At 61.1% G+C, this 14,357-nt stretch carries 14 protein-coding genes; 9 read left to right on the forward strand and 5 right to left on the reverse strand.

Annotation, left to right across the window (positions count from 1 at the left end; genetic code table 11):
• Nucleotides 1-92: 92 nt before the first annotated feature.
• A complete protein-coding gene (locus ACXHRN_RS21425; RefSeq protein ID WP_488638321.1) occupies nt 93-710 on the forward strand; it encodes a hypothetical protein in 618 nt (205 codons plus the stop codon).
• 93 nt (nt 711-803) lie between these two features.
• On the opposite strand, the gene ACXHRN_RS21430 is transcribed toward ACXHRN_RS21425, so the two are convergent.
• Together ACXHRN_RS21430 and ACXHRN_RS21435 are read right to left on the reverse strand one after the other, a co-directional pair.
• Nucleotides 804-1,526 (reverse strand): response regulator, encoded by a 723-nt coding sequence (locus ACXHRN_RS21430; protein ID WP_488638322.1) that lies wholly within the window; start codon nt 1,524-1,526, stop codon nt 804-806.
• Entirely contained in the window at nt 1,523-2,746 is a 1,224-nt protein-coding gene (locus tag ACXHRN_RS21435; RefSeq protein WP_488638323.1) for a GAF domain-containing sensor histidine kinase, read from the reverse strand. The genes ACXHRN_RS21430 and ACXHRN_RS21435 overlap by 4 nt, the downstream gene beginning before the upstream one ends.
• 269 nt (nt 2,747-3,015) lie before the next feature.
• Between ACXHRN_RS21435 and ACXHRN_RS21440 the strand changes: the two genes are divergently transcribed.
• The 7 genes from ACXHRN_RS21440 to ACXHRN_RS21470 all read left to right on the forward strand — a co-directional run bounded on the left by ACXHRN_RS21440 (nt 3,016) and on the right by ACXHRN_RS21470 (nt 9,805).
• A complete protein-coding gene (locus ACXHRN_RS21440) occupies nt 3,016-4,032 on the forward strand; it encodes a substrate-binding domain-containing protein (RefSeq protein ID WP_488638324.1) in 1,017 nt (338 codons plus the stop codon).
• A gap of 95 nt (nt 4,033-4,127) precedes the next feature.
• Complete coding sequence (locus ACXHRN_RS21445; protein ID WP_488638325.1) at nt 4,128-5,594, forward strand: ATP-binding cassette domain-containing protein; 1,467 nt, start codon at nt 4,128-4,130, stop codon at nt 5,592-5,594.
• Entirely contained in the window at nt 5,591-6,535 is a 945-nt protein-coding gene (locus tag ACXHRN_RS21450; RefSeq protein ID WP_488638326.1) for an ABC transporter permease, read from the forward strand. The genes ACXHRN_RS21445 and ACXHRN_RS21450 overlap by 4 nt, the downstream gene beginning before the upstream one ends.
• On the forward strand, nt 6,532-7,482 hold the full coding sequence (locus tag ACXHRN_RS21455; protein WP_488638327.1) for an ABC transporter permease: 951 nt from the start codon (nt 6,532-6,534) through the stop codon (nt 7,480-7,482). The genes ACXHRN_RS21450 and ACXHRN_RS21455 overlap by 4 nt, the downstream gene beginning before the upstream one ends.
• Before the next feature lie 30 nt (nt 7,483-7,512).
• The gene (locus ACXHRN_RS21460) at nt 7,513-8,427 is read left to right on the forward strand and encodes an SMP-30/gluconolactonase/LRE family protein (RefSeq protein WP_488638328.1); all 915 of its coding nucleotides are present in this window, start codon (nt 7,513-7,515) and stop codon (nt 8,425-8,427) included.
• A 66-nt stretch (nt 8,428-8,493) separates the two neighbouring features.
• Entirely contained in the window at nt 8,494-9,507 is a 1,014-nt protein-coding gene (locus ACXHRN_RS21465) for a GntR family transcriptional regulator (protein WP_488638329.1), read from the forward strand.
• A 31-nt stretch (nt 9,508-9,538) separates the two neighbouring features.
• Nucleotides 9,539-9,805, forward strand: coding sequence for a hypothetical protein (locus ACXHRN_RS21470; RefSeq protein ID WP_488638330.1), 267 nt, complete (start codon nt 9,539-9,541; stop codon nt 9,803-9,805).
• 187 nt (nt 9,806-9,992) lie between these two features.
• Here ACXHRN_RS21470 and ACXHRN_RS21475 read toward each other — a convergent pair whose 3' ends face one another.
• Nucleotides 9,993-11,525: a UxaA family hydrolase gene (locus ACXHRN_RS21475; protein ID WP_488638331.1), complete on the reverse strand. Its 1,533-nt coding sequence runs from the start codon at nt 11,523-11,525 to the stop codon at nt 9,993-9,995.
• Between the two features lie 97 nt (nt 11,526-11,622).
• The gene (locus ACXHRN_RS21480; protein ID WP_488638332.1) at nt 11,623-12,540 is read right to left on the reverse strand and encodes a DMT family transporter; all 918 of its coding nucleotides are present in this window, start codon (nt 12,538-12,540) and stop codon (nt 11,623-11,625) included.
• Between the two features lie 223 nt (nt 12,541-12,763).
• Between ACXHRN_RS21480 and ACXHRN_RS21485 the strand changes: the two genes are divergently transcribed.
• Nucleotides 12,764-13,759 carry an adenosine kinase gene (locus ACXHRN_RS21485; RefSeq protein ID WP_488638333.1) on the forward strand — a complete coding sequence of 332 codons (996 nt, stop codon included), beginning with the start codon at nt 12,764-12,766 and terminating at the stop codon, nt 13,757-13,759.
• On the opposite strand, the gene ACXHRN_RS21490 is transcribed toward ACXHRN_RS21485, so the two are convergent.
• Nucleotides 13,749-14,291, reverse strand: a complete 543-nt coding sequence (locus tag ACXHRN_RS21490; protein ID WP_488641971.1) for an SH3 domain-containing protein — start codon at nt 14,289-14,291, stop codon at nt 13,749-13,751. The genes ACXHRN_RS21485 and ACXHRN_RS21490 overlap by 11 nt on opposite strands.
• Nucleotides 14,292-14,357: the final 66 nt, after the last annotated feature.

The raw sequence follows: 14,357 nt of genomic DNA on the forward strand, positions 1-14,357 counted from the left end.
TAGGGGCAATTTCAGGAACATCGACACTCACTACATCAACCACGTCGGCTTCGACATCTACGAGCACTGACACCGCAACATTGAAGGCGCAGTTGGCGGCCAAGCAAACCGCGCTGGAGCAGGCAAAGACCGACGACGAAAAGACCAAGCTCAACGCGGAAATCACCACGCTGAAGGCCCAGATCGCGGCAGCAGACTCGCAAAACAACCAGCAGACCTCCAATGCCAACGCGAAGGCCGATGGCGGCGATGGCAAGAGAGCACGATGGGAAGAAAGCAGGCCGCCGGAAGGCAAGATTTCCAGTGCCGTCATGTCGGTGCTGATGCAGCTTTCGCAGGGTGGCATGGCGCCGCCGGATGGCGATATCGAGGGCGGCGAGCGGCCATCTGCCGCTGATCTCTATACCAAGATGGACAGTGACAAGAACGGCTCGGTCTCCAAGAACGAGTTCGTTGCCGCGCGTCCCGAGCATGCCAGCGAGGAAGAAGCGACATCGTTCTACAACTCGATCGACACTGAGGGCACCGGTTCTATCACCGAGCAGCAATTGGCGGATAGCATGCAGAACAAGGGTGACCACGGTGGAGCGGATGGCCGCCACATGGGCCCTCCGGGCGGCGCGCCTGACATGGGTTCTCAGGACGTTGCCCTGCAACAATTGCTGGCGTCACTTTCGGCTTCCGCAGAGGCCGAGGCCAAGGTCGCCTGACGCAGAGCCTGCCACGGTGCGGCGGGGTGGCGAGCCTCCAGGGCTCTGCCCCGCCGACCACATGATCTCACATGGATTTCCGAGGCCAAACCGCTATCGCGCTTTCAGCCAGTCGCTCAGCTCCGATTCCGCACGTTCGAGCGACGAGTAGTTCAGCAGCTTGCGGAGGAAGGCCACGGTGACCGCGCGAGCGCGCAAATTGAAGCCACCCTCCTCGCTCTCCGCACCCAAGGGCTGATAGACATCAAGCTTCTCGTAGAGTTGCTGCAGCCGGTTCTGCACACTGCGCAGCGACAGGTTGCGGCGTTTCGCAATCGCCTTGTCGGTGAGGCCAAGAGCGATGTCGACGAGGATCTCGTATTCGCTGTCGGTGAAGCCGTTGGCATGACCGAGGCTCTTTTGTTGCAGGCCACGCACCTCGCGGTCGATGACGCATTGGCTTTCGATGAAGATGGAGCGCAAGGCCAGTCGCAGTCGATCATCGGACGCCGATTTCAGCACATATCCGTAAGCCGCGCCTTCCGGAACGATGCGCGAGACGCCGCGCACATAGGCTTCGTCGGCATAGTTGGACCAGAACAGGATGCGGGTGTCCGGCCGTTCCTTCCAGATGGTGCGTGCGGCCTCGATGCCGTTGCGCGGGCTCATCTGCAGGTCCATCACCACATGTGCCGATTTATGTTCGCGGGCGAGCTTTTCGCCAGCCACGCCATTTTCCGCCTCGATCACGGACTCGCATTCCGGCAGCGCCGCATGCACCGCTTCGTTGAGATAGGAACGGTGTAGCGGATCGTCCTCGACAATCAGCACCTTCATTTCTCGATTCCTTGCGCATTATGGGGCAACGTGACGCTGATCGACGTGCCGCTGCCCTCCTTGTTCTTGCCGATTTCAAACCGCGCCGAGATGAGCCGGGCACGCGTTCGCATATTGTCGATGCCGCCGCCGGGACGCCGGGTGGTCGATGGAATGCCGATGCCGTCGTCCAGCACTTCGATGCCGACGGTCTTGGCACTCGACCTCAACCGGACGACGATGCGGCTGGCATGCGCGTGGCGGATGGCATTGTTGATCGCCTCCTGGGCGATGCGGAACAGTGCCGTGGCAACCGGCTGTTCCAGCCCGTCAATGGCGCCGGACGTGTCGTCGGCAATGCGCCAGTCGATTGTCAGCCCGCTGTCGCGCACCGAGCGGTCGAGATGGTTCTCCACCGCCTGCGCAAAGCCGAAAAGCTGGAGTACGGCAGGTCGTGCCTCCTCGATGATCTGGCGGAGATCGTGCATCGAATGCTGCAGGCTGCGGAATAGTGGTTCCAGCGTTTCGCCCGTCACATCGGGTGTATGCGTCAACCGCTCAAGCCGGCGGGCCAGCCTGGTCAGGTCTGCGAGCGTCTGGTCATGCAGGTCCATGCCGATGCGTTGTCGCTCAGCTTCCAGCGCCTCAGTAAGCTTCAACGCACCAAGTCGCAAACCTTCTTCGCGGGCGCGGGCCTCGGCCTCGACGATGGCCGAGCGCTTGGCCTGTTCGGCGGCGCGCAATGCGAAGAAATACGGCGCGAGCAGATCGGCGATCGACCGGGCCTTGTCGACATCTTGTTCGGTGTAAATCCCCACCTCGTGGCTGGAGCAGCTGAGCGCCCCGATGATCTCACCCTGCACCTTGAGCGGTACATGCAGCCGGGCGCGGAGATTGTGATCGGTGATCGGGCCGGAAAAGGCACCTTCGTAGAGAAAGCGCGGGTCGGTGCAGGCGTCATCGGTCAGCATGGTCTCGACTTCGCCATACAGCACCGGGCGTATCGGACTGCCCGAGATCGGGGCCGGAGCGCTGGTGCCCCAATCCGTCTCGAAGCCGCTCTCATGGGCGGTGTGGTATTTCCCATCGAGCGTGATAATGCAGACATCCATGTGGTCATGCGGAATGATGTGCTTGACTTCCGCCGCCACGGCGCGGATGACGGAATGGAAATCCAGCTGCCCGGCAAGCAGGCGCGAAATCGTCAGGTATTGGCTGAGCAGCGATGGCTGGTTGAGCATCTGTCGCGTCCTCCCACGCGGAAGGGCGGCGACGCTGACCCCTCGAATGCTATTTAATCGAAAAGCCAGGCGCCGCGTCTTGCGGGATCCCGCATTTTTTGTGCGGCAACCCGCAATGCGAGTGCCGCGAACCGCCTATACATCCCGAACGATCTCATCCATCATACTTTTACTGAGCGCAAGACCCTCAGTGCAACAACAAATTCGTCGCCGTGGAGGAACGGTGCCGAAGCCGGCCTTGGAGAGGCCGGTCCAAAGGGAGAGAGACAATGAAGATCAGGACGATACTCCTGGCGTCGGCTGCACTCGTCTGCGCCGCCATGCCGCTTACCGCATCCGCAGAGACTTCCGGCAAGAAGATTGCCCTTTCCAACAATTATGCCGGCAACTCCTGGCGCCAGGCCATGCTGACCAGCTGGGACAAGGTGACCAAGGAAGCCGTCAAGGCTGGCGTCGTTGCCGCAGCCGACCCCTTCACCACGGCTGAAAACCAGGCGACGGAGCAGGCTGCGCAGATCCAGAACATGATCCTGCAGGGCTATGACGCCATCGTCATCAACGCCGCGTCGCCCACCGCGCTCAACGGTGCGGTCAAGGAAGCCTGTGACGCCGGTATCGTCGTCGTTTCGTTCGACGGTATCGTGACCGAACCCTGCGCTTACCGCATCGCCGTCGATTTCAAGGCGATGGGCTTCAGTGAAGTCGAATATCTCGCCAACAAGCTGCCGAAGGGCGGCAACCTCTTGGAAATCCGTGGCCTCGCCGGCGTGTTCGTCGATGACGCGATTTCCGAAGGCATCCACGAAGGCGTCAAGAAATACCCGCAGTTCAAGATCGTCGGCTCCGTGCATGGCGACTGGGCGCAAGACGTCGCACAGCGCGCCGTGGCAGGCATCCTCCCAAGCCTGCCCGAGATCGCTGCCGTGGTGACCCAGGGTGGTGACGGCTATGGGGCCGCGCAGGCTTTCCAGGCCGCCAAGCGCCCGACGCCGACCATCGTCATGGGCAACCGCGAAGATGAACTGCAATGGTGGAAGAAGGAGAAGGACGCCAACAAGTACGAGACCATGTCCGTCTCGATCGCGCCGGGCGTCTCCACTCTGGCCTTCTGGGTTGCCCAGCAGGTGCTGGACGGCAAGGAAGTCAAGAAGGACCTCGTCGTGCCGTTCCTGCGCATCGATCAGGACAATCTCGAGACCAACCTCGCCAATACCCAGAAGGGTGGCGTCGCCAATGTCGAATACTCGCTGGAAGACGCCCAGAAGGTGATTGAAGGCGCCAAGTAAGCGAAGGCTTTCCCACATGAACCGTCCGGCGGCAGACCGCGCCGCCGGACGGTATTTCCTTGTCCAGTTCCTGTTGCGGGCGTCATACTGATTTCATGACAGATATTGCGCAAAAGCCAGCCGTTGTTGCCGCCGAAGGCGTGAAGGTGCATTTCGGTGCCGTCAAGGCGCTCGACGGCGTCGATCTGGCTATCATGCCCGGCGAATGTGTCGGCCTCGTCGGCCATAACGGCGCCGGCAAATCCACCATCGTCAATGTGATCAATGGCGGGCTGACCGCCCATGAGGGCAACGTCCGCTATAATGGCGGCGGCCATGGTGGTCATGGCATCGCCCTTGCGCGCGCCAGCGGCGTCCGCTGCGTGTTCCAGGAACTGTCGCTGTCGCCCAACCTGACAGTGGTGGAAAACACCCGCATCATGCATTCCGAGCTCAGGGGCTGGAACTGGCGCACCAAGGCACTCGGCATCATCCGGGCCAAGCTCGGCGAAGTCTTTCCAGGCCATCACATCGACGCCAGGAGCACGGTGGGCGAGTTGTCGATCGCCGAGCGGCAGATGGTGGAAATTGCCATCACCTTTGCCACCGTCACGGAAGCACCAAGGCTGGTCATCCTTGATGAGCCGACCTCATCGCTTGATGCCGGCCTTGCAAAGCAGTTGATGGATTATGTCAGAAAATTCGTCGCCACCGGCGGCTCGGTGCTGCTGATCTCGCATATTCTCGGCGAGATCCTGTCGACGTCGGACCGCATCATCGTGATGAAGGATGGCAAGGTGGTGGCCAGCCGTCCGGCGGCCGGCTTCGGCACCAAGAGCCTGGTCGAAGCAATGGGCAGCGTTGTGCGCGAGCAGAGCAGACAGGCACGCGCGGCCAATGCGGCCGGCGCGAAGCCGCTCCTCAAAGCACCACCGCGTCGCGGCCATGGGCTGGAGTTCAAGGCTTACAAGGGCGAAGTCATCGGGCTCGCCGGCCTCGGCGGCCATGGCCAGACCGAGATGCTGCTCGACCTCTACCGCGGCCTATCCAGTGACTGGTTCCCCGGCCGCGACAGGAACGTCGCCTTCGTCGCCGGTGACCGCAGCCTCAACGGCACCTTCGCGCTTTGGAGCATTCTGCGCAATCTTTCGGTCGCCTCGCTCAGTGGGCTGTCCAAGGCAAGCCTGGTGAACTCGACCAGCGAGGAAACGCTCGGCGCCGACTGGAAGAAACGCATCGAGATCCGTACGCCCGATATGGACAATCCCATCCTGTCGCTTTCGGGCGGGAACCAGCAGAAGGTGCTGTTTGCGCGGGCGCTTGCAACCACGGCATCGCTGGTGCTGATGGACGATCCCATGCGTGGCGTTGACGTCGGCACCAAGCAAGAGGTCTATTCCATCCTGCGCAGCGAGGCGGCCGGCGGCCGGACCTTTATCTGGTATTCCACCGAAATGGACGAGATCCGGCTTTGCGATCGCGTCTACGTCTTTCGCGATGGCGCGATCGTCACGGAACTCACGGGGGAAGACGTGACCGAGGAGAATGTGCTGGCAGCTTCATTCGAGGGAGAGGCCGCATGACGGGCATTTCCGCCAACACCATCCGCCAGATCGTGCCAGCCCTATCGCTGGCCGTGCTGCTGGCTGCGGTATTCTATCTTCAACCACGTGCCATGAGCTATGTCGGGCTAAATCTGCTCTTCAATCTGGCGGTGCCGATCGCGCTCGCGACCATCGCCCAGATGATGATCATCGCCGTCAATGACCTCGATCTCTCCATCGGCACCTATGTCAGCTTCGCGGCCTGCGTCGCGGCAACCTGGCTGCAGACCGACCCGCTGATCGGCATAGCCATGCTGCTCGGTTCGATACTGGTCTATGCCGGTCTCGGTGTCGTCATTCATCTGCGCGACCTGCCGTCGATCGTAGTTACACTCGGCATGAGCTTCGTCTGGGGTGGGTTGGCCGTGCTGATCCTGCCTGCACCGGGTGGCACCGCACCGGAATTGGCGCGCTGGCTGATGACGTCGAAGCCGCCGCTAGTGCCGATGGCGATCATCGCCTCGCTCATCATCGCCGTGATTGCCCATTTCGTCGTGATGCGCACGACCTTCGGGGTGCTGGTGCGGGGCGTCGGGGGCAATGTCCGCTCGGTGGAACGTGCGGGCTGGTCGGTGCTGGCGATCCGCGCCGGTGCTTATGCCAGCGCCGCCTTCCTCGCGATCCTCGCCGGCATCCTGCTCGTCGGGCTGACGACCTCGGCCGATGCCAACATTGCGCTGCGCTACACGTTGCTATCGATTGCCGGTGTCATTCTTGGGGGCGGCGAGTTCGTCGGCGGGCGCGTATCGCCGGTGGGCGCCGTCATCGGCGCGCTGACGCTGACACTCGCGGGCTCCTTCCTCTCCTTCCTGCGGATATCGCCTGACTGGCAGATCGGCGCGCAGGGTGCGATCCTGATTATCGTGCTCGGTCTGCGCCTGCTACTGAATCGCGCCGAAAAGCGGGAGAAAGCCCGATGAACCCGCTTCGCGCGCTTGCCGCCAAACCGTGGCTCTGGTCCTATCTTGCCGTCCTGATCGTATGGGTCATCACCGTACTGTTTACGGGCGGAGCAAGCTCGGCAGGCCTGTCACAGGCGGCGCTGACCTTTGCGGCTTTCTCCGTTGTGGTCGGCATCGGCCAGATGTTCGTCATCACGCTGGGTCCCGGCAATATCGACCTTTCCGTACCTGCGACCATGACACTCGCCGGCACGATCGCGCTCAAGATCATGGACGGCAACGAGGCGATGATCATTCCGGGGCTGCTGATCGCCATAGCGATCGGCATTGCGGTCGGCATCGGCAATTACGCGCTGATCAAGATCCTGCGCATCCCACCGATCATTGCGACGCTGTCGATGAGCTTTATCGTCCAGTCTACCGCCATCTGGTATAACAGAGGCCTGAGGATCAAGCCACCGGATGCGCTTGCCAGCTTCACCACGTCTGATGTGTTCGGCATACCCAATGTTGCCATCGTCGCGCTGCTGATCGCGGCCGCCGCATGGCTGCTCCTGGAAAAGAGCATTTACGGTCGCTGGATCTCGGCTATCGGCCAAAGCCTGTTCGCCGCCCGCATGGCCGGCATTCCGGTCGACGGCGTGCGCTTCGTCACCTATGTGCTGTGTGCCGTGCTGGCTTCGGTCTGCGGCTATCTGTTTGCGAGCTTTTCAGGCGGCGCAGCCTTGAACATGGGGGCGGAATACCTGCTAATGTCGATTGCGGTTGTCGTGATCGGCGGTTCGGCGGTGGCGGGCGGCAATTCCAACGTGCCGGGAATTTGGGGCGCGTCGCTGTTCATGTTCCTTGTTGTCTCGATGCTCAACACCTATGGATTCGGTGCCGGCATAAGACTGGTGCTGACCGGCCTGATCATCATTGCGGTGATCCTCGTGGCACGCGGCAAGCCGCGTGACGCGCGATAATTCAACAAGAAGCCTTGGGGAGGAAACATCATGACGGATAAATCGATCTATGAAATCCATGATCCGCGGTTCCGATACCTGACGGTCGGCAGTGCTGCTCTGGACGAACTCTATTCCGGTTGCCGCTGGGCCGAAGGGCCGGTGTGGTTTGCCGACCTCAACTGCCTGATCTGGAGCGACATCCCAAACGAGCGCATGATGCGCTACTCGCAGGACGGCGATGTATCGGTGTTCCGTACGGCGTCGCAATTCACCAACGGCAATACCCGCGACCGGCAGGGCCGCCTGGTATCCTGCCAGCATGGCGGCCGTCGTGTCGTGCGCACCGAGATCGACGGCAGGCTGACCGTTCTTGCCGACTCCTACCAGGGCAAGCGATTGAACTCACCCAACGATGTCATCGTCAAGTCCGATGACAGCGTCTGGTTTAGCGATCCCAGCTACGGCATCCTTTCGAACTATGAGGGCTTCAAATCCGAGCCCGAACAGGCGACGCGCAACGTTTATCGGCTCGATGCAAAGACAGGCGAGCTGACCGTGGTCTGTGACGATTTCGGCCAGCCGAACGGCCTAGCCTTCTCGCCGGATGAGTCCAAGCTCTATATCGCCGATTCCGCCTCGAGCCATGACGCGAACTGGCCGCGCCACATCCGCGTCTTCGATGTCGTGGACGGCAAGAGCCTCGCCAATGGGCGCGTGTTCTGCAACGTCGATGCCGGACTGCCCGATGGCTTCCGTGTCGACATCGATGGCAATATCTGGACCAGTGCCGCCAACGGCGTGCATTGCTTTGCCCCGGACGGCACGCTGCTCGGCAAGATCCTCGTGCCGCAGACGGTGTCGAACGTGACCTTTGGTGGCCCGCGCCGCAATCGCCTGTTCATAACGGCGACGAAATCGCTCTATGCGGTCTATCTGGCGACCACGGGTGCGCAATATTGCTGATCCCGCTCCACTGCCTTTCACTTGAGCCGCATTCCGGTTTATAGAAGTGCAGGCAGAGGGATGGGGATGAATATCTGGCAGGCGGCGGCAGGCGCGCAGGATGCGCGCGGCCCTGAAAAGACCAAGCGCTATCTCGAGATCGCTGCGCGGTTGGGCGAGGCGATCGCGGCCGGTCGAATCGCGGCTGGGACGGTGTTGCTCGAAGGCCCGCTCGCCACCCAATTCGGTTGCAGCCGTGCGCCAGTGCGACAGGCGCTGAAGCTCTTGGAAAAAGACGATGTCGTCAGTCGTTTCGACGGGCGCGGCTACGTCGTCGGCGCACCCGGCACAACAGTGGATCGCAATCGGCCACCGGGAGAGTTTGCTGGCGAGACAAAGCCCGTACGCACGAGCTTCGGTTGGCAGACCCTCTATGAGGACGTCGAAAAACGCGTCGTCTTCCACTCGTTCTTCGGACGCTATCGGATCAACGAGATCGAGATGGCACGCCATTACAAGGTCGGCCGGACTGTGGCGCGAGATGCGCTGATCCGGCTTGAGTCGCTCGGGATCGTCGAGAAAGACGAGCAACTCAGATGGTCGATCGTACCACTCGACGATGTGAGGATCCGCAATCTTTACCAGTTGCGCGGGCTTATCGAGCCGGAAGCCATCGCCGAAGCGACCAGCCGCCTGGACAAAGCCGATATTGGCGGCATGCTCGAACGGCTGAAGGAGGCGCTCGCTCTCTATCCGGACGTCAGCACCGGCCAGCTTTATGAGCTCGAAGTGGACCTGCACGTCCGAGCAGTTGGTGCCTGTGGCAATGGTGAGATGTTGAGCGCCTTGAAGCGGACCCATGCCGTGCTGACGCTCAGCAAGCATGTGCTGGGTTTCCAGGTGAAAATGCCGGCGTCTGAGCCGTTCCTCGGCGAGCATATCGGCATTCTTGAAGCCGTTCAGAGGGGTGACTTGAATGCCGCCCGAACGGCCATGCGCGCCCATATCAGCAATTCCATGCCAAGCGTGGCTGCGCGTGCCGCCGAGGTGCGGATTTCGCAGAAACCGGTGCCTTGTGACTATATCGTCGAGGGGAAGTAAGCAGCAGGTTCATTCCAAGCGGAGGCCGACTATGAAGTTTCATGCAGCTATTCTTTTTTCACTTATGTTGCCGTCCGCGGCGATGGCCGCCGACGTGCCGCCTGAAGTGCGCGCTGCCTGCAAAGGGGATTTCACGACGCTTTGCAAAGGCGTGATCCCCGGCGGAGGACGGCCCCTTGCCTGCTTCATCAAGAATGCCGGCGCGCTGTCACCAAAATGTAAGGCTACGCTTTCCAAAGCGTCCTGCTCCGCCGATGCGCCGGCGAATTTGAAGGCGGCGTTTCCATGTGCGGGGTGAGGATCTCCCTCTTCTCCCCAGCGGGGAGAAGGTGGCCGAAGGCCGGATGAGGGGGCGCTCTTGCTCGGAGCTTACCCCCTCATCGCCTCGCTTTGCTCGGCACTTCTCCCCGCTGGGGAGAAGAGGGAGTAAGCGGCGGCGTCATCAGACAGCTAGGAACACCGGAGTGTTCAGCCGCAGTCGCTGGTCACGTAATCGCGCCGACCTGCCATGGCACGAATTCGTTGTCGCCGTAGTCGTAGACTTCGCTGACGGTCTTCTTGCCGGAGGCCACCGCGATGATGTCCTCGAAGATCCGCTTGCCGGCAGCCTCGATCGTGTCGTCACCGGTGACGATGCCGCCGCAATTGATGTCCATGTCCTCGTCCATATGCTCGTACATCTCGGTATTGGTGGCGATCTTGATGCACGGCGCCGGCTTGAAGCCCGAGACAGAGCCACGGCCGGTGGTGAAACAGATGACATTGCAGCCGCCCGCAACCTGGCCGGTTACCGCCGCAGGGTCATAACCCGGCGTATCCATGAAGACGAAGCCCTTCTCGGTGACCATCTCCGCATATTCGTAGACGGCCTTGAGCGGCATCGTGCCGCCCTTGGCGACGGCGCCCAGCGACTTCTCGAGGATGGTCGTCAGTCCGCCCTGCTTGTTGCCATAGGAGGGATTATTGTTGAGTTCATCGCCGTTGCGGGCGGTGTAATCGCGCCACCAATCGATGCGCGACATCAGTTTTTCGGCGACCGCCGGAGTGACCGCACGGCGGGTCAGCAGATGCTCGGCACCATAGATTTCAGGCGTCTCGGCCAGCACCGAGGTGCCACCGTGGCGGACCAGCATGTCAGATGCAACGCCCAATGCCGGGTTGGCCGAGATGCCGGAATAGCCATCCGATCCACCACATTCGAGCGCCAGCTTGAGCGTCGACAGCGGCTGTTCGGTGCGCTTGACGGCGTTGACCACCGGCAGCATCTCGCGAATGATCTGCTGTGCAGCCTCGATCGTCTTGCGTGTACCGCCGGTCTGCTGGATGGTCATCGTCTTCAATAGCGCGCCTTCGGCCAGCTTGTAATGCTCAAGGATCGGCGCGATCTGGTTGGTCTCGCAGCCGAGCCCGATCATCAGGATGCCACCGAAGTTCGGATGGCGCGCATAGCCCTGGATGGTGCGGGTGAGGATGCGGTACCCCTCGGACTTTGAATTGATTGCGCAGCCGCCGCCATGCGTCAGCGCCACGACGCCATCGACATTGTCGAAACCGTCCAGCCCGCCGGAGCGATTGAAATGCTCGGCGATGTAGCGCGACACCGTGGCGGAACAGTTCACCGAGGAAATGATGCCGATATAATTACGCGTGCCCACGCCGCCTGGGCCGCGATCATAGCCCATGAAGGTGCGGCGCTCGGCAACGGGGAGCAGGTGCTCGTCCTTGCTGCCGGTGGCGAAATGATGCTCGTGCGCGGATTCGATCATCTGCAGATTGTGCAGGTGGATGTGCTGGCCGGGCGAAATATCCGATGTGGCGATGCCGATGACCTGGCCGAATTTATGGACTTCCTGCCCTGCCTTGATCGGTTTCAGGGCCACCTTGTGGCCGCGGCCGATATGATCGATGGCATTGAGCTCGCCGATGCCGGTCGCGCCACCCTTCTGGATCGATCGGCGCGCCACGGCGACATCATCGATCGGATTAAGGAGGATGGCGGGTGAATTCATTTCGGTCATTGCGGCGCCTTTAAAATGACTATTGCACGCAAAGGACAAATTACCTTTTGCCTTCGGGGTCAAGCCCAATTCTATCCGCTGCAACGAAAGCTGCAAATTATTCGGGGACGGCCGGGAGGACCGATTCGGTCTTCTTGAGCGCCCGCTCCCGGAAGAAAATATAAAGGCCCGATGCGACGATCAGGGCTGCGCCGATTATCACCGGCACCGATGGGATATCGCCGAACACCAGCCAGCCGAACACGATTGCCCAGAACAGCAGCGTATATTGCAGGGGTGCGACGCTGGCAGCGGGCGCGTTTTTCATCGAATAGGTCATCAGCACATGCGCCAGCATGGCGACGACGCCGAGAACGGCCATCAGCGACAGATCGACCGACGTGGGTGTCACCCACTGGAACGGCGTCGTGCAAAGCCCTGCGATCGTGGCAGCAGCCATCTGCCAGAACACCAGCACGCTGCCGGGAGTCTTCCGCAGCGAACGCCCCAGCATCAGCATGATGGTGAACGCCATGGTGCCGAAAATCGAAATCACTGCTGGTAGCGTGAACATGGCGCTCGATGGTTTCAACGCGATGAGAACACCGAGAAAGCCGATTACGATTGCCGTCCAGCGCCGCCAGCCTACATGCTCGCCGAGAAAGAACGGGGAAAGGGCCGCAATATAGATCGGCGCGGCGAGCCAGAACGTCATCACATCGGCAAGCGGCAGATAGGACACGGCGAAATAGAAGGCGTAAACCTCTGCGGTGGAAAGAATGACCCTGATGATCTGCAGGACCGGCCGCTCCACGAACAGCACCTGCTTCAGACCGATCCGCCACATGAATGGCAAGAGCACGATGACCGCAACCAAGCTGCGCAGGAACAGCAGTTGGCCGACCGAGTAAGTCGTCACCATCCATTTTCCGATCGTGTCATTGAGCGAAAACAGCAGCATGCCAAGCAGCATGGCGAGAACCGCTGTGCCTGTGGCTGTCGATACGGCGGATGGCTGGGAGGCGGGGGCGGACATGGTAGACCTTGATTGGATTGGCTTCCGCTCTTGAGGTGATTTGGTGCGATTGGCAATCGGTTTGGCAGATTATTTGAAGCATCGAGCGTTCGCAGATGCCCGTAACAGCCAATCGCGGCTCAGAAATTCCCTGAATATCGGCAGATTCCCTGCATTTCAGCCTTTTCCGCGCCAGCGAAATACGCCATAGCTGGAGCGAAAAAAATCATGCCAAGGCTTGGAAATGACGAAATACGACGTCCTGACAATCGGTAACGCGATTGTCGATATCATCGCGCGCTGCGAGGAAGATTTCCTCGTCGACAATACCATCACCAAGGGCGCGATGAACCTGATCGACGCAGAACGCGCCGAGCTGCTTTATTCCCGCATGGGACCGGCAATCGAGGCTTCTGGCGGCAGTGCCGGCAACACTGCTTCGGGCGTTGCGAGCTTCGGCGGCAAGGGCGCCTATTTCGGCAAGGTCTCGGCGGACCAGCTGGGTTCGATCTTCACCCACGACATGCGCGCCCAGGGCGTTCATTTCGCAACCAGGCCGCTTGAGGGCTTTCCGCCGACGGCGCGTTCGATGATCTTCGTCACGCCGGACGGCGAGCGCTCGATGAACACCTATCTTGGCGCCTGCATCGAGCTCAGCATCGAAGATGTGGAGCCATCCGTGGTCGCCGATTCCAAGGTCACGTATTTCGAAGGCTATCTCTGGGATCCGCCGCGCGCCAAGCAGGCGATCCGTGAATGCGCCCGCATCGCCCATGAAAACGGCCGGCAGATGTCGATGACGATGTCGGACAGTTTTTGCGTCGACCGTTACCGCGATGAGTTCCTTGAGCTGATGCGTTCAAAGACTGTCGATATCGTCTTTGCCAACCGCGCTGAAGTACTGGCGCTTTACCAGACCTCCGATTTCAACACGGCGTTGGACCTGCTCGCCCAGGATTGCGCGCTTGCCGCCGTCACGATGAGCGAAGAGGGCTCGGTAATCCTGCATGAGGGCCGTCGTATTCCGGTCAAGCCACTGAAGGTCGAGCAGGTCGTCGACACGACGGGCGCCGGCGACCTTTATGCTGCCGGCTTCCTGTTTGGCTATACGCATGGTTTCGAGCTTGCCGATTGCGGCCGTTTCGGCAGCCTGGCGGCGGGCCTGGTGATCCAGCAGATCGGTCCGCGTGTGCAGACATCGCTGAAGCAGGCCGCAGTCGAGGCTGGCTTTATTTTGTAAAGGCCTCGCCGGGATAGGCGCCCCAGATCTCGGCCTGGCTCAGCCATCCCTCCGCACCGGACGCTTCGGCATGGCACCAGCTGCCATTGCACTCATCGATCTTGACGACGACGCCCGGCTGCAGCCGGGCAACGACCGTGCCGGTGTCGCGGGAATCGGCACGCATGTTGACGAAGACACCTTCGCCCTTGCCCTTCATCCATGGGGCGGCCAGTGCGCTGCGATCGCCCGACAGCATCGAGTGGAACACCCAGCCTTCCGTGCCATCGGCATCGCGGATGCGGCGCCAGTTGTCATATTCCTGGATGACCTCGACCGGCAGGCCGGATTTGAGGAAACGCCAGGAGACGGCGTAGTCCTTGCCCGGGCCGACACGCAGATTGATCTTCTTTGATTTCAGCGACACGAAACGCGGCAATGGCAGGCCTGTAGGCCCCTTGGTCGCCTGGGCAAAAACCTCTGTGCTGGCGAGAGGCGACAGCAGCACGAGAGCTGCCAGGCCAAGCGTGGAAATTTTTTTGTATGGCGACATCATCATGGGTCCCCTGTCAGCCGCGAGACCATCGCTTGCCACGTGGAGGGATCAAGGAAGCGATTG

The organism is Shinella sp. OV683 (genome assembly GCF_057787725.1).

Coding starts and splice junctions, on each gene's coding strand:
- ACXHRN_RS21430 (WP_488638322.1), bottom strand. CDS start 1,526: ATGAAGGTGCTGATTGTCGAGGACGATCCGCTACACCGTTCCTATCTC.
- ACXHRN_RS21435 (WP_488638323.1), bottom strand. CDS start 2,746: ATGCTCAACCAGCCATCGCTGCTCAGCCAATACCTGACGATTTCGCGC.
- ACXHRN_RS21440 (WP_488638324.1), top strand. CDS start 3,016: ATGAAGATCAGGACGATACTCCTGGCGTCGGCTGCACTCGTCTGCGCC.
- ACXHRN_RS21445 (WP_488638325.1), top strand. CDS start 4,128: ATGACAGATATTGCGCAAAAGCCAGCCGTTGTTGCCGCCGAAGGCGTG.
- ACXHRN_RS21450 (WP_488638326.1), top strand. CDS start 5,591: ATGACGGGCATTTCCGCCAACACCATCCGCCAGATCGTGCCAGCCCTA.
- ACXHRN_RS21455 (WP_488638327.1), top strand. CDS start 6,532: ATGAACCCGCTTCGCGCGCTTGCCGCCAAACCGTGGCTCTGGTCCTAT.
- ACXHRN_RS21460 (WP_488638328.1), top strand. CDS start 7,513: ATGACGGATAAATCGATCTATGAAATCCATGATCCGCGGTTCCGATAC.
- ACXHRN_RS21465 (WP_488638329.1), top strand. CDS start 8,494: ATGAATATCTGGCAGGCGGCGGCAGGCGCGCAGGATGCGCGCGGCCCT.
- ACXHRN_RS21470 (WP_488638330.1), top strand. CDS start 9,539: ATGAAGTTTCATGCAGCTATTCTTTTTTCACTTATGTTGCCGTCCGCG.
- ACXHRN_RS21475 (WP_488638331.1), bottom strand. CDS start 11,525: ATGACCGAAATGAATTCACCCGCCATCCTCCTTAATCCGATCGATGAT.
- ACXHRN_RS21480 (WP_488638332.1), bottom strand. CDS start 12,540: ATGTCCGCCCCCGCCTCCCAGCCATCCGCCGTATCGACAGCCACAGGC.
- ACXHRN_RS21485 (WP_488638333.1), top strand. CDS start 12,764: ATGACGAAATACGACGTCCTGACAATCGGTAACGCGATTGTCGATATC.
- ACXHRN_RS21490 (WP_488641971.1), bottom strand. CDS start 14,291: ATGTCGCCATACAAAAAAATTTCCACGCTTGGCCTGGCAGCTCTCGTG.